The 24666-nt window shown below is 71.8% G+C and carries 24 protein-coding genes; 11 read left to right on the top strand and 13 right to left on the bottom strand.

Going from position 1 to position 24666, the window contains the following annotated elements; genetic code table 11:
- Nucleotides 1-450: 450 nt before the first annotated feature.
- Nucleotides 451-2022, top strand: coding sequence for a sulfatase-like hydrolase/transferase (locus ACFXI4_RS03655; RefSeq protein WP_384987911.1), 1572 nt, complete (start codon nucleotides 451-453; stop codon nucleotides 2020-2022).
- A 218-nt stretch (nucleotides 2023-2240) separates the two neighbouring features.
- On the opposite strand, the gene dusB is transcribed toward ACFXI4_RS03655, so the two are convergent.
- On the bottom strand, nucleotides 2241-3383 hold the full coding sequence (dusB, locus tag ACFXI4_RS03660; protein WP_384987825.1) for a tRNA dihydrouridine synthase DusB: 1143 nt from the start codon (nucleotides 3381-3383) through the stop codon (nucleotides 2241-2243).
- A gap of 131 nt (nucleotides 3384-3514) precedes the next feature.
- On the opposite strand from dusB, the gene ACFXI4_RS03665 reads away from it, so the two are divergent.
- Nucleotides 3515-4966: an MFS transporter gene (locus ACFXI4_RS03665; RefSeq protein WP_384987827.1), complete on the top strand. Its 1452-nt coding sequence runs from the start codon at nucleotides 3515-3517 to the stop codon at nucleotides 4964-4966.
- A gap of 20 nt (nucleotides 4967-4986) precedes the next feature.
- Here ACFXI4_RS03665 and ACFXI4_RS03670 read toward each other — a convergent pair whose 3' ends face one another.
- Nucleotides 4987-5334, bottom strand: a complete 348-nt coding sequence (locus tag ACFXI4_RS03670; RefSeq protein WP_384987829.1) for an SCO4225 family membrane protein — start codon at nucleotides 5332-5334, stop codon at nucleotides 4987-4989.
- A gap of 86 nt (nucleotides 5335-5420) precedes the next feature.
- Complete coding sequence (locus ACFXI4_RS03675) at nucleotides 5421-6332, bottom strand: helix-turn-helix transcriptional regulator (RefSeq protein ID WP_384987831.1); 912 nt, start codon at nucleotides 6330-6332, stop codon at nucleotides 5421-5423.
- Between the two features lie 101 nt (nucleotides 6333-6433).
- On the opposite strand from ACFXI4_RS03675, the gene ACFXI4_RS03680 reads away from it, so the two are divergent.
- Entirely contained in the window at nucleotides 6434-7861 is a 1428-nt protein-coding gene (locus ACFXI4_RS03680) for an MFS transporter (protein WP_384987833.1), read from the top strand.
- A 490-nt stretch (nucleotides 7862-8351) separates the two neighbouring features.
- Here ACFXI4_RS03680 and ACFXI4_RS03685 read toward each other — a convergent pair whose 3' ends face one another.
- Entirely contained in the window at nucleotides 8352-10607 is a 2256-nt protein-coding gene (locus ACFXI4_RS03685) for a SpoIIE family protein phosphatase (RefSeq protein ID WP_384987835.1), read from the bottom strand.
- A 289-nt stretch (nucleotides 10608-10896) separates the two neighbouring features.
- On the opposite strand from ACFXI4_RS03685, the gene ACFXI4_RS03690 reads away from it, so the two are divergent.
- The 3 genes from ACFXI4_RS03690 (at nucleotide 10897) to ACFXI4_RS03700 (ending at nucleotide 12938) form a co-directional block, all read left to right on the top strand.
- On the top strand, nucleotides 10897-11115 hold the full coding sequence (locus ACFXI4_RS03690; protein ID WP_362716084.1) for a hypothetical protein: 219 nt from the start codon (nucleotides 10897-10899) through the stop codon (nucleotides 11113-11115).
- 55 nt (nucleotides 11116-11170) lie between these two features.
- Complete coding sequence (locus tag ACFXI4_RS03695; RefSeq protein ID WP_384987837.1) at nucleotides 11171-12319, top strand: serine hydrolase domain-containing protein; 1149 nt, start codon at nucleotides 11171-11173, stop codon at nucleotides 12317-12319.
- Between the two features lie 187 nt (nucleotides 12320-12506).
- Nucleotides 12507-12938, top strand: a complete 432-nt coding sequence (locus ACFXI4_RS03700; protein WP_384987839.1) for a hypothetical protein — start codon at nucleotides 12507-12509, stop codon at nucleotides 12936-12938.
- On the opposite strand, the gene ACFXI4_RS03705 is transcribed toward ACFXI4_RS03700, so the two are convergent.
- The gene (locus tag ACFXI4_RS03705; RefSeq protein WP_384987841.1) at nucleotides 12925-13527 is read right to left on the bottom strand and encodes a TetR family transcriptional regulator; all 603 of its coding nucleotides are present in this window, start codon (nucleotides 13525-13527) and stop codon (nucleotides 12925-12927) included. The two genes, ACFXI4_RS03700 and ACFXI4_RS03705, sit on opposite strands and share 14 nt — an antisense overlap.
- 26 nt (nucleotides 13528-13553) lie before the next feature.
- Complete coding sequence (locus ACFXI4_RS03710; protein ID WP_384987843.1) at nucleotides 13554-14576, bottom strand: aldo/keto reductase; 1023 nt, start codon at nucleotides 14574-14576, stop codon at nucleotides 13554-13556.
- Between the two features lie 153 nt (nucleotides 14577-14729).
- On the opposite strand from ACFXI4_RS03710, the gene ACFXI4_RS03715 reads away from it, so the two are divergent.
- Complete coding sequence (locus ACFXI4_RS03715) at nucleotides 14730-15776, top strand: chitinase (protein ID WP_384987845.1); 1047 nt, start codon at nucleotides 14730-14732, stop codon at nucleotides 15774-15776.
- 197 nt (nucleotides 15777-15973) lie between these two features.
- On the opposite strand, the gene ACFXI4_RS03720 is transcribed toward ACFXI4_RS03715, so the two are convergent.
- Complete coding sequence (locus ACFXI4_RS03720) at nucleotides 15974-17356, bottom strand: glycine--tRNA ligase (protein ID WP_362716066.1); 1383 nt, start codon at nucleotides 17354-17356, stop codon at nucleotides 15974-15976.
- A gap of 185 nt (nucleotides 17357-17541) precedes the next feature.
- Between ACFXI4_RS03720 and ACFXI4_RS03725 the strand changes: the two genes are divergently transcribed.
- The 4 genes from ACFXI4_RS03725 (at nucleotide 17542) to ACFXI4_RS03740 (ending at nucleotide 20662) form a co-directional block, all read left to right on the top strand.
- Complete coding sequence (locus ACFXI4_RS03725; protein WP_384987847.1) at nucleotides 17542-18498, top strand: metal ABC transporter substrate-binding protein; 957 nt, start codon at nucleotides 17542-17544, stop codon at nucleotides 18496-18498.
- Between the two features lie 14 nt (nucleotides 18499-18512).
- Nucleotides 18513-19274, top strand: a complete 762-nt coding sequence (locus ACFXI4_RS03730; protein ID WP_384987849.1) for a metal ABC transporter ATP-binding protein — start codon at nucleotides 18513-18515, stop codon at nucleotides 19272-19274.
- The gene (locus tag ACFXI4_RS03735) at nucleotides 19274-20176 is read left to right on the top strand and encodes a metal ABC transporter permease (protein ID WP_384987851.1); all 903 of its coding nucleotides are present in this window, start codon (nucleotides 19274-19276) and stop codon (nucleotides 20174-20176) included. Before ACFXI4_RS03730 ends, ACFXI4_RS03735 begins: the two co-directional genes overlap by 1 nt.
- Before the next feature lie 63 nt (nucleotides 20177-20239).
- Nucleotides 20240-20662: a Fur family transcriptional regulator gene (locus ACFXI4_RS03740; RefSeq protein WP_384987853.1), complete on the top strand. Its 423-nt coding sequence runs from the start codon at nucleotides 20240-20242 to the stop codon at nucleotides 20660-20662.
- 1 nt (nucleotide 20663) lies between these two features.
- Here ACFXI4_RS03740 and ACFXI4_RS03745 read toward each other — a convergent pair whose 3' ends face one another.
- From ACFXI4_RS03745 to ACFXI4_RS03770, 6 genes are all read right to left on the bottom strand, one after another.
- Complete coding sequence (locus tag ACFXI4_RS03745) at nucleotides 20664-21200, bottom strand: YcxB family protein (RefSeq protein ID WP_384987855.1); 537 nt, start codon at nucleotides 21198-21200, stop codon at nucleotides 20664-20666.
- A gap of 23 nt (nucleotides 21201-21223) precedes the next feature.
- Nucleotides 21224-21604 (bottom strand): hypothetical protein, encoded by a 381-nt coding sequence (locus tag ACFXI4_RS03750; protein WP_384987857.1) that lies wholly within the window; start codon nucleotides 21602-21604, stop codon nucleotides 21224-21226.
- Between the two features lie 56 nt (nucleotides 21605-21660).
- A complete protein-coding gene (locus tag ACFXI4_RS03755; RefSeq protein ID WP_384987859.1) occupies nucleotides 21661-22464 on the bottom strand; it encodes a histidine-type phosphatase in 804 nt (267 codons plus the stop codon).
- 196 nt (nucleotides 22465-22660) lie between these two features.
- Complete coding sequence (locus ACFXI4_RS03760; RefSeq protein WP_384987861.1) at nucleotides 22661-23500, bottom strand: isoprenyl transferase; 840 nt, start codon at nucleotides 23498-23500, stop codon at nucleotides 22661-22663.
- 29 nt (nucleotides 23501-23529) lie between these two features.
- Nucleotides 23530-24279: a DNA repair protein RecO gene (gene recO / locus ACFXI4_RS03765; RefSeq protein ID WP_384987863.1), complete on the bottom strand. Its 750-nt coding sequence runs from the start codon at nucleotides 24277-24279 to the stop codon at nucleotides 23530-23532.
- Nucleotides 24280-24336: 57 nt separating this feature from the next.
- Nucleotides 24337-24555 (bottom strand): hypothetical protein, encoded by a 219-nt coding sequence (locus tag ACFXI4_RS03770; RefSeq protein ID WP_384987915.1) that lies wholly within the window; start codon nucleotides 24553-24555, stop codon nucleotides 24337-24339.
- Nucleotides 24556-24666 lie beyond the last annotated feature (111 nt).

Genomic DNA, 24666 nt, shown 5'->3' on the forward strand with positions numbered 1-24666 from the left:
TCGGCGTCGGCGGAGTCGGCCGAGCCCGAATCCGAGTCTGCCGAGCCGGAGCCGGAGTCCGCCGAGCCGGCGTTGGAGCCTGCCGACCCCGAGGCCGAGCCGACCGCGCCCGCCGCCGACTCGGCCGACGGCGAACCGACCGACGGCGAACCGACCGACGCCGAGTCCGCCGAGCCCGAATCCGCCCCGGCCGCCGCAGCGTCCGAATCCGCCAAGTCCGAACCCGCCGAGTCCGAGGCCCCCGCGTCCGAGGCCCCCGCCTCCGAAGCCGGCTCCGCCGCGGATGCCGCCGGCGCTCCCGCCGGTTCCCGTCGGCGCGGCTGGGCCTCCTGGAGCGGTCGGGTCGGTGCGCGGCGGGCGGCCTGGCGGGCGGCTCACCCCGGCGCCGCCTCCGCGCTGTCCGCCGGTATCACCGTCCTCTGCGCCGCACTCGTGATCGCCGCGCTGGTGATGCCGAACACCCTCGTCGGACTCGGCCCGGCGAAGTTCCTGCGGCTGCCGTCCGAGGGGATCATCGCCGCCGCCGTCGCCCTGGCGCTGCCCCGGCGGCCCCGGATCGTGCTGGCCGCGGTGTTCGGCACCGTGCTCGGCGCGCTGACCCTGATCAACTTCCTCGACATGGGGTTCTCCGAGTACCTCGGCCGGAGCTTCAACGCCATCCTGGACTGGAGCCTGCTCGGCGACGCGGAGTCGTACCTGGAGGACACCCTGGGCAAGACGGCGACGGTCGCCCTCAGTGTCGGCGCCGTCGTCCTCGTACTGCTGCTGATCGTGCTGCTCGCCCTGGCGACGGTACGGCTGAGCAATCTGCTGGCCCGGCATCCGCGGCGGGCCACCCGGGGCACGCTGATCGCCGGTGTCGTCTGGATCACCTGCTCCTCCTTCGGCCTCCAGATCGCCGGCGGTGTGCCGCTCGCCTCCGACCGCACCGCGAACGCGCTGGAGATCAAGGCCCGGCAGGTGCGGGACACCCTGCACGACGAGGCGGAGTTCCGGAAGGTCGCCAAGGTGGACGCCTTCGGGAACACCCCGGCCGACCAGCTGGTGCCGGCCCTGCGCGGCAAGGACATGATCTTCACGTTCATCGAGAGCTACGGCCGTAGCGCCGTCGAGGACCCGATCGAGGCGCCCGGGGTCGACAGCACGCTCGACGCCCAGACCAAGGCCCTCGCCAAGGCCGGGTTCGCCGCGAAGAGCGGATGGCTGACGTCGGCGACCTACGGCGGCAGCAGCTGGCTCGGGCACTCCACGACCATGTCGGGGCTGTGGGTGAGCAACCAGCAGCGCTACCGGACCATCATGGCCAGCGACCACCTCAGCATCACCAAGGCCTTCCAGAAGACCGGCGACTTCGACACGGTCGGCGTGATGCCGGGCATCCAGAAGGGCTGGCCCGAGCAGAGCTACTACGGCCTCGACAAGGTCTACAACGCCTTCCAGCTCGGCTACCAGGGACCCAAGTTCAGCTGGTCGACGATGCCCGACCAGTACGCGCTCCAGCAGTTCCAGGAGCGGGTGCACAGCAAGCAGCCGGCCGACGGCAAGTCACGGATGTCGCTTTTGATCCTGACCTCCAGCCACCAGCCGTGGGCTCCGATCCCGAAGATGGTGCCGTGGGACCAGCTGGGCGACGGTTCGGTCTTCGACGCCATCCAGAAGGCCGGCAACAAGGCGTCCGACGTCATCGCCGACACCACCAAGTCCCGTCAGGAGTACGGCAAGTCGGTCCAGTACTCGGTGACCGCGCTCACCCAGTGGCTGCAGCGCTACGGCAACGAGAACACGGTCCTCGTCTTCCTCGGCGACCACCAGCCCATCGCCCGGGTCAGCGGCAACCACGCCAGCCGTGACGTGCCGGTCTCGATCGTCGCCAAGGACCCGAAGGTGCTGGACGCGGTCGACTCCTGGAACTGGACCGACGGCCTGCGCCCGGCGCACAACGCCCCGGTGTGGAAGATGAGCGCGTTCCGCGACAAGTTCCTGACCGCCTACGGCTCCACCCCGCACCCGAAGGCGAACTGACGCCACTGACGCTCAGGCCGTCCCCGTCGCCGCCCGCGCCGCTTCGACGAACACCTCCAGGCACCGCGTGGAACCCTGGCGGGCCTCGTCGAAGCGGTCGCGGGCGTCGGCTTCACCCAGGGAGTACCGCTACCGGGTCCGGTTCGCCCGTGTCGCGGTTCAGCGGGCAGCCGCCCCTTCCCGTACGGCTTCCCGCACCCGGCCGAGCTGATGCGGGCTCAGCCGCCGGAGGTGTCCAGTTCCGCGTCCTCGCCGATGCCGGCGCAGTCGTAGGGGTCCTTCAGCCAGCCGTCCGGCAGTACCACCCGGTTGTTGCCGGACGTACGGCCCCGGGGCCCGTCGGCGCCCGTCGGCCAGGGCTGGTCGAGGTCCAGTTCGTCCAGGCCCGCGCGGAGTCCGGCCAGCGAGGAGGTGACGGCCAGCCGCTTGCGCATCTCACTGCCGACCGCGAAGCCCTTGAGGTACCAGGCGACGTGCTTGCGGAAGTCGACGACTCCCTTGGACTCGTCGCCGGCCCACTCGCCGAGCAGCGTGGCGTGCCGGACCATGACCTCGGCGACCTGGCGCAGGGACGGGCGCGCGATGTCCTCGTGGCGGCCCTCGAAGGCTGCGACCAGGTCCGCGAACAGCCACGGCCGGCCCAGGCAGCCGCGTCCGACCACGACTCCGTCGCAGCCCGTCTCCCGGACCATCCTGAGCGCGTCCCCGGCCGACCAGATGTCGCCGTTGCCGAGGACCGGGATCTCCGGGACGTGCTCCTTGAGGCGGGCGATGGCCTCCCAGTCGGCGGTGCCGCCGTAGTGCTGGGCGGCGGTGCGGCCGTGCAGCGCGATCGAGGTGACGCCCTCCTCGACGGCGATGCGGCCGGCGTCGAGGTAGGTGATGTGGTCGTCGTCGATGCCCTTGCGCATCTTCATGGTGACCGGGAGGTCACCGGCGCCGGAGACCGCCTCGCGGAGGATGGAGCGGAGCAGGTTGCGCTTGTAGGGGAGGGCCGAGCCGCCGCCCTTGCGGGTCACCTTCGGGACCGGGCAGCCGAAGTTCAGGTCTATGTGATCGGCCAGCCCCTCCTCCGCGATCATGCGGACGGCCTTGCCGACGGTGGCCGGGTCCACGCCGTACAGCTGGATCGAGCGCGGCTGCTCGCTCGCGTCGAAGCGGATCAGCTGCATGGTCTTCTCGTTGCGCTCGACCAGCGCCCGGGTCGTGATCATCTCGCTGACGAACAGCCCCTTGCCCCCGGCGAACTCTCGGCACAGGGTACGGAAGGGTGCGTTGGTGATCCCGGCCATGGGGGCCAGGACGACCGGCGGCCCGACGGTGTGCGGGCCGATCTGGAGCGGGGTCGTGGGCTCGGGCATTCCCCCATTGTCCCGTACGTCGCGCGGTGCTCGGCCGGCCTGTGGACAACCGCGCCTCCCGCACTCTCCGTCATGATCATGTATCACTCATTAGTTAGACGCACTATCGAAGTCGGCGTAGGATGGCGGGCATGCCCGAGCTGACCTCCCGCCGCCGCATGCTCGTTCTCGCGATCTGCTGCATGAGCCTGCTGATCGTGAGTCTCGACACGACCGCCCTCAATGTCGGCCTGCCCTCCATGCAGCGCGAACTGCACGCCTCGACCGCCGGCCTGCAGTGGACCATCGACGCCTACACCCTGGTCCTGGCCTCGCTGCTGATGCTCGCGGGGTCGACCGGCGACCGGGTCGGCCGCAAGAAGGTCTTCATGACGGGCCTGGTCGTCTTCTCACTGGGCTCGCTGCTCTGCTCGCTGGCGCCGAACCTCGAATCACTGATCGCGTTCCGCATGGTCCAGGCGGTGGGCGGCTCGATGCTCAACCCGGTGGCCATGTCGATCATCACCAACACCTTCACCGACCCGCGCGAGCGGGCCCGGGCGATCGGCGTGTGGGGTGCGGTGGTCGGCATATCCATGGCCGCCGGACCGCTGGTCGGCGGCCTGCTGGTGGAGTCCGTCGGTTGGCGCGCGATCTTCTGGGTCAACCTCCCGGTGGGTCTGGCCGCACTGCTGCTGACGCTGCGCTTCGTGCCGGAGTCCCGGGCGCCGAAGGCCCGCCGGCCCGACCCGGTCGGGCAGGTGCTGGTCATCACCCTGTTCGGCGCGCTGACGTACTCGATCATCGAGGCCCCGACGGCGAGCGCCACCACGGTGGTGCCCTTCGCGGTGGTGGCCCTCGCCGCTCTGGCCGGCCTGCTCTGGTTCGAGCCGAGGCGCGCCGAACCCCTGATCGACCTGCGGTTCTTCCGCTCGGCGCCGTTCAGCGGGGCCACCGTGATCGCCATCAGCGCGTTCGCTTCGCTGGGCGGCTTCCTGTTCCTGTCCACGCTGTACCTGCAGAACGTGCGCGGCCTGGACGCCCTGCACGCCGGCCTGTGGATGCTGCCGATGGCCGTCCCGATGTTCCTGTGCGCCCCGTTCGCCGGCCGCCTGGTCGGCAGCCGGGGTCCGCGGCTGCCGCTGGTGATCGCCGGGGTCGCGATGACCGCGAGCGCGGTGCTGTTCGCGGCCTTCGAGGCGGAGACCTCCAACACCAGCCTGTTCCTCGGTTACGTGCTGTTCGGCATCGGCTTCGGCTTCGTGAACGCGCCGATCACCAACACGGCCGTCTCCGGTATGCCGAGGTCCCAGGCGGGTGTGGCGGCCGCGGTCGCCTCCACCAGCCGGCAGCTGGGCCAGACCCTGGGCGTGGCGGTGATCGGCGCGGTCCTCGCGTCGGGGATCGGCTCGTCGTCGTACCGCCAGACCTTCGTGACCGCCGCCCGCCCCGGCTGGTGGATCCTCGCCGTCTGCGGCCTCGCCGTCCTCACCATCGGCGCCCTGACGAACGGCAGCTGGGCCAGGGCGACGGCCGAGCGCGCGGCGCGACGCCTGGAGTCGGCGGAGATACGCCAGGTCGTGGGGGCCGGCGAGCGGGTGTGACCCCCGCGCCACCGGCGGGGTCAGCAGGAGCCGAGCATGCGCTGGTGGCGGCTGCGGACCGCCTGCCCGAGGCTGCCCAGGACCAGGGACTGCAGCAACGCCGATATGACGAGCACGGCGACGAAGGACCAGGTCGGCGGCTCCGCCGCACCCGAAGCCGTCCGGCCCAGCGCCGCGACGAGCGGGAACGCGGGGAAGGTGACCAGGGGCGGCCAGAGCCAGGCGAAGTCGTGGGCAGGGCCGTCCGCGGCGGCGAGGGAGTCCGCGGTGGCCTTGGCGACGACGACGGCGACCACCGCGAGATAGGCCACCGAGACACGGTTGGCGACGGTCAGTCGGACAAGGGTGCGCGCAGGGCCGGTTGTCATCGGACGTCCCCCCGGGGCCGGTTGTCGGTTCCTCTTCCTCCCTGCATGGTGTGCCGACGGCGGCGCGCTGTCCTGAGTACCCGTACTCAGCCCTGCCGGTCGGAGGCGGCCAGCGCGTGGAGCTTCTCCAGCCGTTCCCGGGACTCGTCGTCCGTCGGCGTGTAGGTCACCAGGCGCGCCCCGGTCTCGCGGGTCAGCCACAGGTCCGTGTGGTCCAGGGAGAGGAAACCGACGTACGGGTTGAGGAACTGCTTGGTCCTGGTGCGCAGGTCCACCACCTCGTAGCGCTCCCAGTTCGCGCGGAACTCGGGGGACTCCGCAGTCAGCCGCTTCACCAGCATCTTCCAGGCGGGCTCGGTCAGATGCCCGGCCATCGAGGCACGGAGCTTCGCGGCCATCAGACGGCGGGTCTCCTCCAGGTGCACGATCGAGCGGCACCACTCGGGGTTGGTGTAGACGAGGATCATGCAGTTGCGGTCCTCGGGCGGGACCGCTTCGAGGTCGCCCATCAGACGGGCGTAGGTGCGGTTGTAGGCGAGGATGTCGTAGCGGCTGTTCTGGATGCTGGCCGGGAACGGCTCCAGGGCGCGCAGCATCTGGTGCAGTGCCGGGGTGACGCCCGTGCAGCACGCGGCCGGGCTCGGATCGGCGGCACCGGCCAGCTGGAAGAGGTGGGCGCGCTCGCTGCCGTCGAGCAGGAGGGTGCGCGCGAGGGCGTCCAGGACCTGCACGGAGACCTGGATGTCCCGGGCCTGCTCCAGCCAGGTGTACCAGGTCACGCCGACCGCGGAGAGGTGCGCGACCTCCTCGCGGCGCAGGCCGGGCGTGCGTCGGCGGGCGCCGTGCGGCAGGCCCACCTGCTCCGGGGTGATCCGCTCCCGGCGGCTGCGCAGGAACACGGCCAGTTCGCTGCGCCGGACACCGACGGCGCTGCGGGCCGCCGAGTCCCTGGAATCCGCCGCCGTCGTACGAACCGTCTCACGGGCCGAGGTTGTCATGGCTCCAGCCTGCCGCGCCGCGGATCCTGTTGCCAGGTACTTCTGCTACCAGGACAAGAAGACTCTGGTACCCGTCTGAGCGCCGGCGCAGGCTCATGGCCATGACCGAAACCGTCACCACTCCGGCCGTACGGTCGCCGTCCGCGCCGTCCGCGCTCGGCGGGCCCGGACTGTTCACCGTCCTGCTGGCCGCGGCCCTGCCCCTCGTCGACTTCTTCATCGTCAACGTCGCCCTGCCCACCATCGGAACCGACCTGCACGCGAGCGAGGCCGTCCTCGAACTCGTCGTCGCCGGGTACGGCGTCGCCTACGCCGTGCTGCTGGTGCTCGGCGGCCGGCTCGGCGACCTGTTCGGCCGCCGCCGGCTCTTCCTCGCCGGCATGGCGGCCTTCGGGCTGACCTCGCTGGCCTGCGGACTGGCGCCCGGCGCCTGGTCGCTGGTGGCCGCCCGGGTCGCCCAGGGCGCCGCCGCGGCCGCGATGCTCCCGCAGGTCCTCGCCACCATCCAGGCCGCCACCAGCGGCGGCCGTCGCGCCCGGGCCATGAGCCTGTACGGTGCCACCGCCGGTCTCTCGATGGTCGCCGGGCAGATACTCGGCGGGGTGCTGGTCGCCGCGGACATCGCGGGCACCGGGTGGCGCTCCGTGTTCCTCGTCAACGTGCCGGTCGTGGTCGTCGGGCTGGTGCTCGGGGCGCGGTTCGTGCCGGAGACGCGGTCGCAGCGGCCCGAACCCGTCGACGGACCGGGCACCGTGCTGCTCGCCCTCTCCCTGCTCACCCTGCTCGCCCCGCTCACCGAGGGCCGGGCGGCGGGCTGGCCGCTGTGGACCTGGCTGTCGCTGGCCGCGTTCCCCGGGGTGGCCGCCGCCTTCTACGCCGTGGAGCGCCGCGCCGACCGGGCCGGCCGTACCCCGCTGGTCCCGCCCAGTCTGTTCGCGCTCGCCTCGCTGCGCCGCGGTCTGGTGCTGATGGTGCCGTTCTCCATCGGCTTCAGCGGGTTCATGTTCGTGATCGCCGTGGCCCTGCAGAGCGGGGAGCACATGGACCCGGTCCCGGCCGGGCTGGCGCTCGCGCCGATGGCCGTCGCCTTCCTGTTCGTGTCACTGGCCGGGCCGCGGCTGATCGCGCGGTACGGCAGCCGGGTGGTGTCGGCGGGATCGGTGATCCAGGGGACCGGCGTCGCCCTCATCGCCCTGGCCGCCTGGCGGGACTGGCCGCACCTGGACTTCGGCGGGCTGCTTCCCGGGGTCGCGGTCGCCGGGGCCGGTCAGGCGCTCCAGCTTCCCAACGTGCTGCGGCTGGTGATGTCGGAGGTGCCGGCCGGGCGGGCCGGTGTCGGCAGCGGGGTGATGGTCACCACCCAGCAGTCCGCGCTGGCGCTGGGCGTGGCCACGCTGGGCACCCTGTTCCTCTCCCTGGTCCCGCATCAGGGGGTCCGGGACGCCCTGATCGTCACGCTGCTGGTGCAGTTGGGTCTGGTGGTCCTCACCGGTCTGCTCAGCCTGCGGCTGCCCCGGACGGTGCGCTGAGGGCGCCGGCCGCGTGGGCGCGGACGCCGTGCCGTGCCCGGCCCGTCGCCCGGCTGCGGCGCCGTGGTGGGCGTTCGCGCAGTTCCCCGCGCCCCTACCGGGCCTGCCGAGACGGCCGCGGCGCCGTCGTGGGCGTTCGCGCAGTTCCCCGCGCCCCTACCAGGCCCGCCGAGACGGCTGCAGCGCCATCGTCGGCGTTCGCGCAGTTCCCCACGCCCCTACCAGGCCTGCCGAGGCCGCCGCAGCGCCATCGTGGGCGTTCGCGCAGTTCCCCGCGCCCCTACCGGGCGTGCCGGGGCGGCTGCGGCGCCATCGTGGGCGTTCGCGCAGTTCCCCGCGCCCCTACCAGGCCTGCCGGGGCGGCTGCGGCGCCGTCGTGGGCGTTCGCGCAGTTCCCCGCGCCCCTACCAGGCGTGCCGGGGCGGCTGCGGCGCCGTCGTGGGCGTTCGCGCAGTTCCCCGCGCCCCTACCAGGGCGGCTGCGGGGCGCTTCAGGGGGTGCCGGTCAGTTCGAACCAGACGATCTTGCCGGTGCCCAGCCGGGTGGTGCCCCAGCGGCGGGCCAGGCGGTTCACCAGGAACAGGCCGCGGCCGTTCTCCTCCTCGGGTGATGCCCGGCGCAGTCTGGGCAGTTGCGGCACGTCGTCGCCGACCTCGCAGCGCAGCACGTCGGTGCGCAGCAGGCGCAGACTGATCGGGCGGGAGGCGTGCCGTACCGCGTTGGTGACGATCTCGCTGACCAGCAGCTCGGCCGTGTCGCTGAGTTCCTCCAGGCCCCAGCCGGCCAGGGCCTGCCGGGTCAGGCGGCGGGCCCGGCCGGGACTGCCGACCTCCGGTTCGAGGGTCCAGTAGGCCACGTCGCTCGGCGCGATGCCGTCGAAGCGGGCGGCGAGCAGCGCGATGTCGTCGTCCCGGTCGCCCGGCCCGAGCATGTCGAGGACCTCGTCGCACAGCGCCTCCAGCGGGGGCGGCCGGTCGGGGCCGGTCAGCTGGGCGGTGGCGGCGAGCCGTTCCCGCAGCTGCTCGATGCCGGTCCACACGTCGCGCAGCCGGGACTCGACCAGGCCGTCGGTGTAGAGGAGCAGCGTCGCCCCGGCGGGCGCGTCCAGTTCGACCGCCTCGAAGTCGATGCCGCCGACGCCGATCGGGGCGCCGGGCGGCACCGCGAGCACCTCCGTCTTGCCGCCGGGGTGCAGCAGGATCGGCGGCGGATGGCCGGCGTTGGCGACGGTGATGCGGTGCGAGACCGGGTCGTAGACGACGTACAGGCAGGTCGCCATGCGGTCGGTGCCAAGGCGCTGGGCCTGCTCGTCGAGGTGGTGGAGGACCTCCTGCGGCGGCAGGTCGAGGCCGGCCAGGGTCAGCGCGGTGGTGCGCAGCTGGCCCATGACGGCGGCCGAGGTCATGGAGTGCCCCATGACGTCGCCGACGACGAGGGCCACCCGGCTGCCGGGCAGCGGGATCGCGTCGTACCAGTCGCCGCCGACGCGGGCCGTCTCGGCGGCGGGGAGATAGCGGACGGCCAGCCGGACGCCGGTGGGCCGGGGCAGCGAGTGCGGCAGCATCGCGCGCTGCAGCCGGTCGGCGATGAAGGCCTCGCGGCTGTAGAGGACCGCCTTGTCGACGCCGAGCGCGGTGTGGGTGGCCAGCTGGGCGGCGACCAGGAGGTCGGCGGGTTCGAACGCCGGGCGCTCCGGGCGGCGCAGGAAGACCACGGCGCCGGTGACCCGGCGGCGGCCGCGCAGCGGGGCGAGGATCGCGTGCATGCCGGACCAGCCGTTCAACGCGCTGTCCTCGCCGACGAGTTCGCTGAGCGCGACCCGGGTCGCCCGGTCGTCGGCGAACACCGGCCGGACTCCGCGCAGCACCTCGGCGAGCGCGCCGCCGGGCACCACCTCGCTCCAGTCGGCCGCGTCCAGGTCGTCCTGCTCGTCGTCGACGGCCTCGGCCGGCCAGACCAGGCCCTCGGCGCCGGGGCCCTTGATCCGGTCGGTGCGGCGCAGCCGCAGCACGGCGGGTCCCGCGGGGCGTTCGTCGCCGACCGGCAGGGGGTCGCGCAGATAGACGAGGGCCGCGTCCGAGTACGTCGGTACGGCGGCCCGGCACAGACCCAGCACGATCTCGTCGGTGTCGAAGCCGCGGGCGATCCGGCGGGTGGCGGCGCCGACGTAGCGCAGCCGGTCCTCGTCCGGGGCCCTGGGGGCGGCGGGGCGGGCCTGCGGGGCGGCGGTGTCCTCGCTCACGCCGAGGGCGGCCTGTGCCGACAGCGCGTCGGCCAGGGCGATGTCGTCCGCCACGAAGTCCTCCCGGTCCATGCGCCGCAGGAACACCGCCAGGCCCACGACGGCGTCGGGCGCGCGCAGCGGGGCGAGCAGCACCCTGTTCCCCTGCGGGAGACGGGGAGCGCTCCCGAGCAGCTCACGCAAGGCCTCCTCGACGTCGTCCTGCCCTCTGCCGCGCGCTCTGCCGCACCGCAGGACCCCGGCCAGCACTCCGCCGGGCGGCACCGGGGCGGCGGCCGGGGGCGCGCCGCCCATCAGGCCGCCGAGTTCGGCCGGCAGTCCGTCCAGCAGCAGCCGTACCGGGCCGTCCGGGTCCTGCCGTTGCTCGGCGAGGTAGACGAACACCCCGTCCGCCAGGTCCGGGACGGTCGACAGGGACAGTTCCCTGACGACCTGGGCCGCGCCCTCGGCGCGGGCGATCCGGCGGCCTGATACGGCGAGGAAACGTTGAGGATCCGGCAGCATCGCCTCTCCGTGCCGGTGGCCGCTTCAGCAAAGGTCGCTCTCATCTTGAGCCTTGGTCAATGCCGTGTCCAGGGTTTCCGCCGGTACACCAAGTCGGGCTCGTGGTGCGCGGGTTGGCACAGGGCTCCCGATGTACACCGGGAACGGCCTGTACAGCGACGGAACGCGGCCGCCCGGACACGGCTTGGCCAACTCGCTGTGAAGAAATCCCCGTTGATGTTGGTCATGCTGCACACTCCTCCCGTCGACAGGTGCCGGACGGGGTATCGGGCACCGACTCGGAGGCGTCATGTCACAGCTTGATTCGAGCAAGGTCAGCAGGTGGGACCAGCACGGGCGGGAACACACGGTCCGGGTGCAGCGCACCGGCATCCAGCGCACGATCAGGTGCGACACCTGCGGCTGGCGGCAGAGCGCGCAGTTCCTGCCCTGGCTGAAGGCGGAGGAGCACCTGGCCGAGGCCCACCAGGCCACCGTGGACCCCGCGGGAGCCGAGCCCTCCCGATGAGTTTCCGCCGGTGCGGGAGTCGTACCCGCGACCGCACCCGACGGAAGGACCACCGATGAGCGAGTCACCGCTGCATGCCACCCTGCGCCGCCATGTCGAGGGCGGCACGGTTCCCGGGGCCGTCGGACTGGTCGCCCGGGGTGCGGACGTCGAGGTCGTGACCGTCGGGGACCTGGACACCGAGGGGTCCGCGCCGATGACCCGGGAGTCGATCTTCCGGATCGCGTCGATCACCAAGCCGATCACCGCAGCGGCGCTGCTGATGCTGGTGGACGAGGGGCGGATCGGGCTCGGCGACCCGGTGGCCGAGTGGCTCCCGGAGCTGGCCAAGCCGATGGTGGTCCGGACACCCGCGAGTCCCGTCGACGACGTCGTGCCGGCCGAGCGCGCGGTCACCGTGGAGGACCTGCTCAGTTTCCGGGCCGGCTGGGGCCTGCCCGAGGACTTCACGCTGCCGGCCGCGCAGGCCCTGTTCGCGGTGCAGGATCACAGCCGCCCCTTCCAGGACTGGCCGGACCCGGACACCTGGCTGGGCCTGCTCGCCCAGGTGCCGATGCTGCACCAGCCGGGCGAGGCCTGGCTGTACGGCACCTCGTCCGCCCTGCAGGGCATCCTGGCCGCCCGGGTGTCGGGCCGTACCCTCCCCGGCTTCCTGGCGGAGCGGATCTTCGAGCCGCTGGGCATGCGGGACACGGCGTTCGAGGTGCCGGTGTCGAAGCGGGACCGCTTCACCTCGTCCTACGCCCCCGCCGAGGACGGCACCCTGCGTCTGACGGACACCCCGGACGGCGACTACAGCCGGGTGCCGCGCTTCCCCTCCGGCGGCGGGGGCCTTGTGTCCACGGCCGACGACTGGCTGGCGTTCGCGCGGCTGCTGCTGAACGCGGGCGTCGGCCCGGGCGGCCGCCGGCTCCTGTCCGCCACCTCGGTCAGCCGGATGACCACCAACCATCTGACGGCGGCCCAGCGCGAGCGCGCCACCCTCTTCCTGGAGGGCCAGGGCTGGGGGTACGGCGGCCAGGTCGACGTCACCCCGGCCGACCCGTGGAACGTGCCCGGGCGCTACGGCTGGGTGGGCGGCACCGGCACCACCGCGCACCTGGTCCCCGCCACCGGCACGGTCACGGTCCTGCTGACGCAGGCGGCCATGACGGGCCCGTCCCCGCAAGCGGTGATGCGGGACTTCTGGCGGGTCACCGCCTAGCCGCCCGTTACTGCATTCGGGTGACACCGCGGGGGAAAGCCGCAAGGTCAGCGCGTACGTCGCGACCTGCGGACTTTACCGGGCCATGAGGAGGTCCCCACCGGTTCCGCAAGCGCCCGGGTCGCCGCCGCGCGCGGCCCGGCCAAGCCTGGACGAGTCCCCCGTCCTCGTCGACAGGAGTTCTGCCATGCACCGCATCCACCGCCCGGTCTCCCGGGCCCTCGCCGCCGGCGCCCTCTCCCTGGCCCTGCTGTCGGCCGGTTCCGCGGGCGCGTTCGCCGCGGAGGCCAAGCCGAGCCCCGCACCCAGCAGCGCCAAGCCGAAGCCGAGCCCGTCCAGGTCCGCCATGGGCTCGATCGCGATCAAGGCGGACAAGACCTCGGTCAAGGCCGGTGACAAGGTGACCTTCACAGGTCGCACCCAGGGCCTGAAGATCGGCACGCCGCTGGTGCTCCAGCACCAGAACCACGGCAAGTGGGTCCCGCTCAAGGCGAGCGTCAAGGTCAAGAACGGCAGCGCCTACGCACTGACCGCGAAGATCAACACCAAGGGCACCGAACATCTGCGGCTCGCGGCCGGCAAGACCCACTCCCCCACGGTCACCGTCAAGGTGAACTGAGGCCGCGCACCAACAGGTCCGCCAACGAGGCGAAGTCCGCCTCGGCCTCCGGCCGCACCCACTCGCGCGCGTAGCCCGGGTCGTGGAAGCGGCCGGTGGCCTGGAAGACGACCCGGGCCGCCGCGGCGGGGTCGGACACGGCGAAGGCTCCCGTGCCGGCCCCGTCCCGGAGGATCCGGGCGAGCTGTCCGGTCAGGTCGTCGATGTGCTCGGTGACCGCCGGGCCGTTCTCGTCGACCAGCACCATGTAGGTGGCGAACAGCTCCGGGTCGTCGCCCGCCTTGCGGCGCTTGGCGTCGAAGAGCGCCCACAGCCAGTCGCGCAGCCGGGCCTCGGGGTCCCGGTCCGCGGCCGCGATGCCGGACAGCCGCTCGGAGGTGCGGTCCAGCCACCTCTTCGTCACCGCCTCCCGCAGCGCCGCCTTCGTCCGGAAGTGCCGGTAGACGCTGCCGTGGCTGACGCCGAGCGCGCGGGCCACGTCCACCACGGTGGCCTTGGCCGGGCCGTGCCGGCGCAGCACCTCCTCGGTCGCTTCGAGGATGCGCTCGGCGGTCAGGGCCGGGGTCGGGGTCGGGGACGTCGCTGCCATGGCCTAGACGGTACCTGGCACCGGGATCAGTGCTCGGTGCCGAGATGGCTCATCTGCGCGGCCGGGTAGCGGGTGCCCGCCGCCGCGTCCGCCGGTACGGCCTCCTCGATCGCCGCCAGGTCGGCCGCCTCCAGCGTGACGTCCAGCGCGCCCAGCGACTCGGCGAGCCGCTCGCGGGTGCGGGCGCCGACGAGCGGCACGATGTCGTCGCCGTGCTGCGCGCCTCGCGAGAGGACCCACGCGATGGCGATCTGCGCGACGGTCACGCCCTTCTCGTCGGCGATCTTGCGCAGCGCCTCGACGAGGTCGAGGTTGTGCCGGAGGTTGTCGCCCTGGAAGCGGGGCGAGTGGGCGCGGAAGTCGCCGGCGCCCAGCTGCCGGTCGGCGGTGAAGTGGCCGGAGATCAGGCCCCGGGACAGCACTCCGTACGCGGTGATGCCGATGCCCAGCTCACGGGTGGTGGGCAGGATCTCCCGCTCGATGTCGCGGGTGATGATGGCGTACTCGATCTGCAGGTCGGAGATGGGCGCGGTGGCGGCGGCCCGGCGGATGCCGGCCGCGGAGGCCTCGCTGAGGCCGATGTGCCGGACGTATCCCTGCTCGACCAGTTCGGCGATCGCGCCGACCGTCTCCTCGATCGGCACGTCCGGGTCGACGCGGGCGATCCGGTAGACGTCGATGTGGTCGACGCCGAGGCGCTGGAGGGAGTAGGCGGCGAAGTTCTTCACCGCGGCCGGGCGGCCGTCGTGGCCGAGCCAGCTGCCGTCCGGGCCCCGCAGGGCGCCGAACTTGACGCTGGTCAGGGCCTTGTCACGGAGGGCGGCGGGGGCGGTGCGCAGGGCCTCGCCGATCAGCATCTCGTTGTGGCCCATGGCGTAGAAGTCGCCGGTGTCCAGGAGCGTCACGCCGGCGTCGAGGGCGGCGTGGACCGTGGCGATGGACTCGGCGCGGTCGGCCTCGCCGTAGAGGGCGGACATGCCCATGCAGCCGAGGCCGAGGGCGGAGACGCGGGGGCCGGTGGTTCCGAGGGGGTGGGTGTGCATCGTCATGCCTCCACCTTGGCATGACAGCTGACAGATTTCAATATCTGTCATTCCATACATGGACCCGCCTTTCTGGTCCAGACCTATTGACGAGAGGTCTGGACCACGAGCACTGTCATGCCTACGACACCTCGCCGCACCCCCACCGGGAGGATCCGTATGTTCCGCCGCGCCCTCAGCCTGCTCGCCGCCGCCCTGGCGACCGCCGCGCTCACGCAGCTCCCCGCCGCCGCACCCGCCTCCGCCGCCGACACCTGCGCGCTGAAGCCGAGGCCGGCCGGAAAGGTCCTGCAGGGCTACTGGGAGAACTGGGACGGCTCCGCCAACGGCGTCCACCCGCCGTTCGGCTGGACCCCGATCACCGACCCGCGGATCGCCGCGCACGGCTACAACGTCCTCGACGCGGCCTTCCCGGTGATCCGTTCCGACGGAACAGCCCTGTGGGAGGACGGCATGGACGCGGGCGTGAAGGTGGCGACGCCCGCGGAGATGTGCGCGGCGAAGGCGGCCGGCCAGACCGTCCTGCTGTCGATCGGCGGCGCGGCGGCCGGCATCGACCTCAGCTCGTCCGCCGTGGCCGACCGGTTCGTCGCGACGATCGTCCCGATCCTGAAGAAGTACAACTTCGACGGCATCGACATCGACATCGAGACCGGCCTGGTGGGCAGCGGGTCGATCGGCCAGCTCTCCACGTCGCAGGCCAACCTGGTCCGCATCATCGACGGGGTCCTCGCCCGGATGCCGGCGGGCTTCGGGCTGACGATGGCCCCGGAGACGGCGTACGTGACCGGCGGCAGCATCACCTACGGCTCGATCTGGGGCGCCTACCTGCCGATCGTCAAGAAGTACGCCGACAACGGCCGGCTGTGGTGGCTCAACATGCAGTACTACAACGGCAGCATGTACGGCTGCTCCGGCGATTCCTACGCGGCGGGCACGGTGGCCGGCTTCACCGCCCAGACCGACTGCCTCGACAAGGGCCTGGTCGTGCAGGGTACGACGATCAGGGTGCCGTACGACAAGCAGGTCCCGGGGCTGCCCGCACAGCCGGGAGCGGGCGGCGGCTACATGTCACCGAGCCTGGTCGGCCAGGCCTGGAACCACTACGGCACGTCCCTCAAGGGCCTGATGACCTGGTCGGTCAACTGGGACGGCTCGAAGAACTGGACGTTCGGCGACAACGTGAAGTCGTTGCAGCACCGCTGACCGCACCGGACCGGCCGGTGGGTCCGCGCAGGCCGGTGGGGGCGATGCGCAGTTCCCCGCGCTCCTGAGACCGGTCGCACCCCTGACCCTCATGACGCACCGCCGCGCCGCCCCCCGGCCGAAGACGCCCACCCTCCAGCCGACCGAGTCGGGTGGAGGGTGGGGGGTGGGGGGACAGGGCGGAAGGGCCGTGGGGGCTAGCAGCCCACCAGACGCCCGGCGAGGTAGCCCTCGATCTGGTCCAGGGAGATCCGCTCCTGCTTCATCGAGTCACGCTCGCGGACCGTGACCGCGTTGTCCTCCAGCGTGTCGAAGTCGACGGTCACGCAGTACGGCGTACCGATCTCGTCCTGCCGGCGGTAGCGGCGGCCGATGGCACCGGCGTCGTCGAACTCGATGTTCCAGTTCTGCCGCAGGGCGGCGGCGAGACCCTTGGCCTTCGGGGACAGCTCGGGGTTGCGGGACAGCGGCAGGACCGCCACCTTGACCGGCGCGAGACGGTGGTCGAGACGCAGCACCGTGCGCTTCTCCAGCTTGCCCTTGGCGTTCGGCGCCTCGTCCTCGACGTAGGCGTCCAGGAGGAACGCCAGCATCGCGCGGCCGACACCGGCCGCCGGCTCGATGACGTACGGCGTCCAGCGCTCCCCGGCCTCTTGGTCGAAGTAGGAGAGGTCCTGGCCGGAGGCCTTGGAGTGGGCGTTCAGGTCGTAGTCGGTGCGGTTGGCGACACCCTCCAGCTCACCCCACTCGTTGCCGCCGAACTGGAAGCGGTACTCGATGTCGGCGGTGCGCTTGGAGTAGTGGGAGAGCTTCTCCTTCGGGTGCTCGTACCACCGCATGTTCTCCTCGCGCAGGCCGAGGCCGGTGTACCAGTTCCAGCGCTGCTCCATCCAGTACTCCTGCCACTTCTCGTCCTCGCCCGGCTTGACGAAGAACTCCATCTCCATCTGCTCGAACTCGCGGGTGCGGAAGATGAAGTTGCCGGGCGTGATCTCGTTGCGGAAGGACTTGCCCATCTGCGCGATGCCGAACGGCGGCTTGCGGCGCGAGGCGACCTGCACCTGGGCGAAGTTGGTGAAGATGCCCTGCGCGGTCTCCGGGCGCAGGTAGGCGACCGAGCCGCTGTCCTGGGTCGGGCCGAGGTGGGTGGAGAGCAGGCCCGAGAACTGCTTGGGCTCGGTGAACTGGCCCTTGTTGCCGCAGTTCGGGCAGTTCACGTCCGCCAGGCCGTTCTCCGGGAGGCGGCCGTGCTTGGCCTCGTAGTGCTCCTCCAGGTGGTCCGCGCGGAACCGCTTGTGACACGCGGTGCACTCGGTCAGCGGGTCCGTGAAGGTGGCGACGTGACCGGAGGCCACCCAGACCTCCGGGGCCAGGATGACGGACGAGTCGAGACCGACCACGTCCTCGCGCGCCGTCACCATGTAGCGCCACCACTGGCGCTTCAGGTTCTCCTTGAGCTCGACACCGAGCGGCCCGTAGTCCCAGGCGGCGCGCTGTCCGCCGTAGATCTCACTGCACGGGAATACGAAGCCACGGCGCTTGCTCAGGCTGACGATGGTGTCGATCTTGTCGGCGGCCACGGTGCTCTCTTCATTACGACGACGGGCGACGAAGCGAGATGCTTCAGAGCGAATGCCTCAGGTTACCGGCGGGGGCTCCCCCTCGACCAAATCGGTCCCCCGCGGCAGACGGACCGCCCAGGGCTCACCGAGGTCTCACCGATGGTTGTTGACAACGGTTTCCATTTTTGTTGAAAATGACTCTCATGAACGTACAGCGTCGCCTCATACCCACGGCCGCCGCCGCCACCGTCACCGCACTCGGCATAGCGACCCTCACCGCCTGCGGAGGTGACGCCACGGCGGCCCAGACGGGCAAGTTCGACGTCGTCGCGTCGTTCTATCCGATGGCCTTCCTCGCCGACCGGATCGGCGGGAACCACGTCCACGTCACCAGTCTCACATCGCCCGGCCAGGAGCCGCACGACCTGGAGATCAGCCCCAAGCAGATCATCGGGATCGAGAAGTCCGACGCCGTCCTCTACCTGAAGAACCTCCAGCCCTCCGTCGACGACGCCGTCGCCCAGTCCTCGGTGCGGACCAAGATCGACGCGGCCTCCCTGACCACGCTGGAGCAGCACGGCAACGAGGTCGGCGGCCACGCGGCCTCGCACGACGCCTCCAAGAACGAGGAACTCTCCGGCCTCGACCCGCACATCTGGCTGGACCCGGTGCGCTACGCCCAGGTCGCCGAGGGGGTCGGCAAGGCCTTCGAGAAGGCCGACCCGGACCACGCGGCCGACTACCGGAAGAACACCGCGGCGCTGGTCAAGAAGCTGGACGACCTCAACGCCCGGTTCGAGGACGGTCTGGCGGACACGCGGACCAAGGTCTTCATCACCACCCACGCCGCCTTCGGCTACCTCGCCGAGCGCTACGGCCTGACCGAGGAGGCCATCAACGGCCTCGACCCGGAGTCGGAGCCGAGCGCGGCCCGCGTGAAGGACCTGGAGACCATGGCCAGGGCCGACGGCGTCTCCACCGTGTTCTACGAGACGCTCGTCAGCGACAGGACGGCCAAGACCATCGCCGCCGACGCCGGGCTGAGGACGGACGTCCTCGACCCGATCGAGGGGATCACCGGCAAGTCCCGCGGCAAGGACTACTTCGCGGTCCAGGAAGCCAACCTCAAGGCCCTCCGGACGGCACTGGACGCCAAGTGAGCGGAGAGAAGAAGATGACCGGCGAACCCGTCATATCCCTGCGGGGGGTCACCGCCGAGCTCGGCTCGCGCCCCGTGCTGCGCGGCATCGACCTGACCGTGCACCGCGGCGAGGTCGTCGCACTGCTCGGCGCGAACGGCTCCGGCAAGTCGACCGCGATCCGCACGATCATCGGCCAGGTACCGGCCACCGGCGGCGAGATCACCCTGTTCGGCACCGCGCGCCACGCCTTCCGGGACTGGTCCCGGGTCGGCTACGTCCCGCAGCGCACCACCGCCGCGGGCGGAGTCCCCGCCACCGTCACCGAGGTCGTCTCCGCCGGTCTCCTCTCCCGCACCCGCTTCGGCCTCTTCCGCAAGGCCGACCACCAGGCCGTACGGGACGCGCTCGGCCTGGTCGGGATGGCGGACCGGGCCAAGGACAACGTCGAGGCCCTCTCCGGCGGCCAGCACCAGCGGGTGCTGATCGCCCGCGCCCTGGTCGCCCGGCCCGAGGTCCTGATCATGGACGAGCCGATGGCAGGCGTGGACCTGGCCAGCCAGGAGATCCTCGCCCGGACGCTGCGCGAACAGGTCGGACACGGCACCACGGTCCTGCTGGTCCTGCACGAACTGGGCCCGCTGGAGCCGCTGATCGACCGCGCGGTCGTGCTGCGCGACGGCTGCGTCCTGCACGACGGCCCACCCCCGCGGGCCGTGGGCCAGCACGCCCTCCCCGGCCACGACCACGTCCACCCCCACGAGCACGCGCCGATCCGCACGGGACTGCTGAGCTGATGGACTTCCTGAACTACGCCTTCATGCAGCGGGCCCTGCTCGCCGCCGTCCTGGTCGGCATCACCGCGCCCGCCGTCGGCATCTACCTGGTCCAGCGCCGCCAGGCCCTGATGGGCGACGGCATCGGCCACGTCGCCATGACCGGCGTCGGCCTCGGCTTCCTGCTCTCCACCTCGCCGGTGTGGATGGCCACCGCGGTCTCCGTCCTCGGCGCGATCCTGATGGAGCTGATCCGCTGGTACGGCAGGACCCGCGGCGACATCGCCCTCGCGATGCTCTTCTACGGCGGTATGGCCGGCGGGGTGATGCTGATCAACCTCGCGCCGGGCGGCTCCAACGCCAACCTGATGTCGTACCTCTTCGGCTCGCTGTCGACGGTGTCGGAGTCGGACGTGACCGCGATCTGCGTGCTCGCCGCGTTCGTCCTGCTGGTCACCCTCGGGCTGCGCCGGCAGCTGTTCGCGGTGAGCCAGGACGAGGAGTTCGCCCGGGTGACGGGCCTGCCGGTGCGGGCGCTGAACCTGCTGACGGCGATCACGGCGGCGGTCACCGTGACGGTCGCGATGCGCGTGGTGGGCCTGCTGCTGGTGTCGGCGCTGATGGTGGTCCCGGTGGCCGCGGCCCAGCAGCTGAGCCGCAGCTTCGCGGCCACCTTCGCGATCGCCGTCGCGATCGGTGTGACGGTGACGATCGGGGGCACGATCACGTCGTACTACCAGTACGTTCCGCCGGGGGCGACGATCGTGCTGCTGACGATCGCCGCGTTCGTCGTGCTGAGTCTGCTGGCCGCGCCGCTGGCCCGGCGGCGCGCCCGTGCGGCGGCCGCGCGGCGGCCCGCCGGGGATCCGGCGGAGTGCGCGATTCCGGCCGGGCGGCAGGCCACCGACGAGGTCGGCGCCTGACCGTGGACACTCCGGGCTGGCACAATGGCGCCCGGCAGAAGCAGTGATGTGAGGAGGCAACCGGTGACGACCGCTGGACCGCCCGTGAAGGGCCGCTCGACCCGTCAGCGGGCAGCCGTGGCGGCGGCCCTGGACGAGGTCGACGAGTTCCGCAGTGCGCAGGAGCTGCACGACATGCTCAAGCACAAGGGCGACTCGGTGGGCCTCACCACGGTGTACCGCACCCTCCAGAACCTCGCCGACGCCGGCGAGGTGGACGTCCTGCGCACGTCGGACGGCGAGTCCGTCTACCGCCGCTGCTCCACCGGCGAACACCACCACCACCTGGTCTGCCGCGTGTGCGGCAAGGCCGTGGAGGTGGAGGGCCCCGCCGTCGAGAAGTGGGCGGAGGCGATCGCCGCCGAGCACGGCTACGTCAACGTCGCCCACACCGTCGAGATCTTCGGGACGTGCGCGGACTGCGCCGGGACCGTGGGGAGCTGCTGAGCTACCCGCGCGCCAGGTGCCGGTCGAGGATCGCGCGCAGCCGGTCGGCGTCGGCGGGGTCCGGGAGGCCGCGCTTGGGCAGCACGGTGAAGCACGAGGCGTTCTTGTCGTCGCTGTAGGTGACGAAGACGTCCTTCGTCTCCCGGTAGCGGGGCTGTGCCGCCCAGGTGACCGATGTCGTGCTGTGGTCGTTGGCCACCGTCACTCCGGTGTCCGCCACGGTCGCCCGGTACGCGCCCTGACGGGCGGCGAGCCTGAGGAAGGCGCGGGCCTGGAGCCAGGGGGTGAAGACCACCAGGGCCAGCCCGAGGGGCAGGACGGTCAGCAGGAACCAGTCGGGCTCCGCCGACCCCGCCACCGCGAGCGCGGCGTTCAGCACGGCGGCGAACCCCACCAGGCCGACGGCCCAGTACCGCAGCCATCTGCGCCGTCTCAGCCGTTCCCGTTCCCGCAGCGCGTCCGTGAAGTCCCCCGCGACCGGCTGGTAGTTCAGCTCGACCGCGCCCTGCCCGGCGTCCCGCCCCATGTCCATGAGCATGGGGCGGATCGTAGCGGCGCGGGTCAGCTCCGGTCGAAGCACTTCTCCAGCTCGTCCAGGTCGCAGAACCTGCTGCCCTTCGAGACCGGATTGCAGCCGGCCTTGAAGGCGGCCTCCTTCTCGTTGCAGAGTATCCGCACCAGGTAGTCGTCGCCCTTGCGGAAGACGTCCCACTGGATGTCGGAGGCAAGGGAGGCGACCGCGGCGCCGCGCCAGGGGCTGTTCGCGCAGCTGTAGGTCCGGCCCGGCTTCGCGGGCTTCTCGCTGCCCGGCAGCCCCATCAGCGCCGCCAGCGGGATGATCTCCTCGGCGTGGGTGAAGCGGAGTTCGGCGCCCAGCGTGCTGGTGCCGTCCCGCCTGGCCTCGACCTGCCGGAAGAGGTCGTCCAGGAGGGGGGCCGCCATCTTGTAGGTGATGTCGCTGTCCGCGAAGCTCGGGCCCTTCTCATAGAGGTCCTCGGCTAGAAGTCCTCGGCATCGCTCAGGCAGCCGAACCAGGCCGCGTCGCGCGGCGCGAGGTGGCGGTCGAAGTCCCAGCCCCCGCCGTTCGGGCTCTCCTCGCTCATCGCGGGCGCGACGGCGTGGAGGTTGCACACGGCCCGGGCGGCGGTGACGTCGGAGTCGGTGGCGGAGAACTCGCCGTCGACCACGCGCCGCACGAACGCCGGCTCGAAGATCCGGCCGAGGACCCGGGCCGCCGCCCGGTGCGTGGCGGACCGGTCGGTGACCGACTCCAGGGTCGAGGCCAGCCGCTCGTCGCCCGCCAGCCACTTCCGGTACTCGGCGCCGCCGGCGGACTTGTGGAAGTAGAGCAGGTCCCTGTCGGTCCGGGCGGTGCCGAGCGAGGCCTTCAGCGCCGGGTCGGCGTCGGTGAGGGCGGTGGTGAAGACCGTACCGCTGTCGACCGCGCGGCCCTGGCCCGAGCTGACGACGTCGATCTTCTCGCCGTTCTTCGCGATCGAGGAGAACAGGCCCGGCAGGCGCTTGTCCAGGCGGACGGCGGTGGCGCGGAGTTCGTCCTTGCCGCGACCGCTGAGGCTGCCGTGCCCGAGGGTGCTCATGGCCGCTTCCAGGACCCGCACGTCCGGGCCGAACCTCCTGCCCGGCGGGGTGAGTTCGTTGTCGGCCGCGGCCTGGTTCCAGAGCGCGAGGACCGTGTCGCCGTCCTCGTCGGTGGCAGAGCGGGACCCGTGCCGGGAGACGTTCTCGGTGTACCCGGCGGGCGCCTGCTGGTAGGTACGGGGGTTCTGGCCGGGTGAGTACACCGCCTTGGTGCCGTAACCGTCACGGCCGGGCCGGCCCGTTGTCCGTGGCGTGCGCGGGCAGCGCCGCCAGCAGCACGGCGCCCAGGGCGAGAACAGGGGTGACACGCTTCATGAGGACCGTTCCAGAGACGGGAGACCGGGTGGCCCGGAATGAACTCCCGCATCCTCGACGGCCCTCGTGAACGGCGGGCGACCGTCAGTCGCCGGGCTGGTCGCCCTCCATGGCCAGCAGCTCCTCGTTGGGGATGGCGCCGCCGAACCGGCGGTCCCGGGAGGCGTATTCGAGGCACGCGCGCCACAGGTCACGGCGGTCGAAGTCCGGCCACAGGACGTCCTGGTAGACCATCTCGGCATAAGCGCTCTGCCAGAGCAGGAAGTTGGAGGTGCGCTGCTCGCCGCTGGGGCGCAGGAACATGTCCACGTCCGGCATGTCCCCGTAGTACATGTGCTTCTGGATGGTCTTCTCGGAGACCTTCGACGGGTCGAGCCGGCCGGCCTTGACCTCCTCGGCGATCGCCTGCACCGCGTCGGCGATCTCGGCGCGGCCGCCGTAGTTCATGCAGAAGTACAGGGTGAGCAGGTCGTTGCCCTTGGTCTGCTCCTGGGCGACCTGGAGCTCCTTGGCCACCGACTTCCACAGCCGGGGCATCCGGCCCGCCCAGCGCACCCGGATGCCGAGGTCGTCGAGCTGGTCGCGGGTCTTGCGGATGAAGTCGCGGTTGAAGTTCATCAGGAAGCGGACCTCTTCGGGCGAACGCTTCCAGTTCTCGGTGGAGAAGGCGTAGAGGGAGATGTTCCGGACGCCGATCTCGATGGAGCCCTGGAGCACGTCGAGGACGCGCTCGGCGCCGACCTTGTGCCCCTCGGTGCGCGGCAGTCCGCGCTCCTTCGCCCAGCGGCCGTTGCCGTCCATGACGATGGCCACATGGTTCGGGACCAGCTCGCCCGGGAGCTTCGGCGGCCTGGCACCGGACGGGTGCGGCTCCGGTGTCCTGTACTCGCGGCGCCGGCTCCCCAGGATCCCGCGTACGACCATGTGCTTCTCGTCTCCCTCTGAGCTCTTCGCTAGCTTTTCTCTACGTACCTGAGCGAGCGCAGCCCCCGCTCCAGGTGCCAGTGCAGATAGGCGGACACCAGCCCGCCGCCCTCCCGGACGTGCCGCCCCTCGGCGGCGTCCGCGGTCTCCCAGTCTCCCGTAAGCAGCGCGCCGAGGAGAACCAGGGTCTGCGGCGAGGGTACGACGCTGCCGGGCACCCGGCAGTCGACGCAGACGCTGCCGCCGGAGGCGACCGAGAAGAATCGGTTCGGACCGGGCATCCCGCACTTGGCGCAGGAGTCGAAGCTGGGCGCGTAGCCGTTGACGGCGAGGGAGCGCAGCAGGAAGGCGTCGAGGACGAGGTGGGGTGCGTGCTCGCCGCGGGCGAGCGTCCTGAGCGCCCCCACCAGCAGCAGGTACTGCTGTACGGCCGGTTCGCCCTCGTGGTCCGTGAACCGCTCGGCGGTCTCCAGCATGGCGGTCCCGGCGGTGTACCGGGCGTAGTCGGTGACGATGCCGCCGCCGTACGGCGCGATGGTCTCGCTCTGGGTGCACAGCGGCAGCCCGCGCCCGATCAGCTCGCTCCCGCGCGCGAAGAACTGCACGTCGACATGGGAGAACGGCTCCAGCCGCGCCCCGAACTTCGACTTGGTCCGCCGCACCCCACGAGCGACGGCCCGCACCCGGCCGTGACCGCGGGTGAGCAGGGTGATGATGCGATCCGCCTCACCCAGCTTCTGGGTGCGCAGCACGATGCCGTCGTCGCGGAACAGGCTCATGGGCCCATTCTGCCCTGCCGGGCCGGCGGGCCGGCGGGCCGGCCCGGACCGGGACCTTCAAGGCACGTCGCCGCGGCTGCGGGCGTTGGCGGTGGCCGCCCTGAGCCGTTCGGCCTGGGTGGCGGTCCGCACGGCGTCCGGGTGGGCGTCCCACTCCCGCCCTCCCCCGTACGGCCTCAGCTGCACGTAGGGGCCTTCGTGCCCCATGACGATGCCCAGCCGTCCGGTACGGGTGTCGACGGCGCAGGAGCCGACGGGCAGGTTCTTCGCGTTCACGTCACCTGGCTCCCCCGCCCCCGGGAGTTTCACGCTTCGCATCACCGAGGTGGCGCTGCGTGCCTAGACTCGGCCGGAGTCTGTCCCGGACGAGCGCCCGGATCCGCGCTT

The organism is Streptomyces sp. NPDC059224, from assembly GCF_042754285.1.
Taxonomy (GTDB): domain Bacteria; phylum Actinomycetota; class Actinomycetes; order Streptomycetales; family Streptomycetaceae; genus Streptomyces.

What these genes read in the sequence shown, in the direction of transcription:
- ACFXI4_RS03655 (WP_384987911.1), top strand. Translation starts at nt 451, where the DNA reads ATGCCGAACACCCTCGTCGGACTCGGCCCGGCGAAGTTCCTGCGGCTG.
- dusB (WP_384987825.1), bottom strand. Translation starts at nt 3,383, where the DNA reads ATGCCCGAGCCCACGACCCCGCTCCAGATCGGCCCGCACACCGTCGGG.
- ACFXI4_RS03665 (WP_384987827.1), top strand. Translation starts at nt 3,515, where the DNA reads ATGCCCGAGCTGACCTCCCGCCGCCGCATGCTCGTTCTCGCGATCTGC.
- ACFXI4_RS03670 (WP_384987829.1), bottom strand. Translation starts at nt 5,334, where the DNA reads ATGACAACCGGCCCTGCGCGCACCCTTGTCCGACTGACCGTCGCCAAC.
- ACFXI4_RS03675 (WP_384987831.1), bottom strand. Translation starts at nt 6,332, where the DNA reads ATGACAACCTCGGCCCGTGAGACGGTTCGTACGACGGCGGCGGATTCC.
- ACFXI4_RS03680 (WP_384987833.1), top strand. Translation starts at nt 6,434, where the DNA reads ATGACCGAAACCGTCACCACTCCGGCCGTACGGTCGCCGTCCGCGCCG.
- ACFXI4_RS03685 (WP_384987835.1), bottom strand. Translation starts at nt 10,607, where the DNA reads ATGCTGCCGGATCCTCAACGTTTCCTCGCCGTATCAGGCCGCCGGATC.
- ACFXI4_RS03690 (WP_362716084.1), top strand. Translation starts at nt 10,897, where the DNA reads ATGTCACAGCTTGATTCGAGCAAGGTCAGCAGGTGGGACCAGCACGGG.
- ACFXI4_RS03695 (WP_384987837.1), top strand. Translation starts at nt 11,171, where the DNA reads ATGAGCGAGTCACCGCTGCATGCCACCCTGCGCCGCCATGTCGAGGGC.
- ACFXI4_RS03700 (WP_384987839.1), top strand. Translation starts at nt 12,507, where the DNA reads ATGCACCGCATCCACCGCCCGGTCTCCCGGGCCCTCGCCGCCGGCGCC.
- ACFXI4_RS03705 (WP_384987841.1), bottom strand. Translation starts at nt 13,527, where the DNA reads ATGGCAGCGACGTCCCCGACCCCGACCCCGGCCCTGACCGCCGAGCGC.
- ACFXI4_RS03710 (WP_384987843.1), bottom strand. Translation starts at nt 14,576, where the DNA reads ATGACGATGCACACCCACCCCCTCGGAACCACCGGCCCCCGCGTCTCC.
- ACFXI4_RS03715 (WP_384987845.1), top strand. Translation starts at nt 14,730, where the DNA reads ATGTTCCGCCGCGCCCTCAGCCTGCTCGCCGCCGCCCTGGCGACCGCC.
- ACFXI4_RS03725 (WP_384987847.1), top strand. Translation starts at nt 17,542, where the DNA reads ATGAACGTACAGCGTCGCCTCATACCCACGGCCGCCGCCGCCACCGTC.
- ACFXI4_RS03730 (WP_384987849.1), top strand. Translation starts at nt 18,513, where the DNA reads ATGACCGGCGAACCCGTCATATCCCTGCGGGGGGTCACCGCCGAGCTC.
- ACFXI4_RS03735 (WP_384987851.1), top strand. Translation starts at nt 19,274, where the DNA reads ATGGACTTCCTGAACTACGCCTTCATGCAGCGGGCCCTGCTCGCCGCC.
- ACFXI4_RS03745 (WP_384987855.1), bottom strand. Translation starts at nt 21,200, where the DNA reads ATGCTCATGGACATGGGGCGGGACGCCGGGCAGGGCGCGGTCGAGCTG.
- ACFXI4_RS03750 (WP_384987857.1), bottom strand. Translation starts at nt 21,604, where the DNA reads ATGGCGGCCCCCCTCCTGGACGACCTCTTCCGGCAGGTCGAGGCCAGG.
- ACFXI4_RS03760 (WP_384987861.1), bottom strand. Translation starts at nt 23,500, where the DNA reads ATGGTCGTACGCGGGATCCTGGGGAGCCGGCGCCGCGAGTACAGGACA.
- recO (WP_384987863.1), bottom strand. Translation starts at nt 24,279, where the DNA reads ATGAGCCTGTTCCGCGACGACGGCATCGTGCTGCGCACCCAGAAGCTG.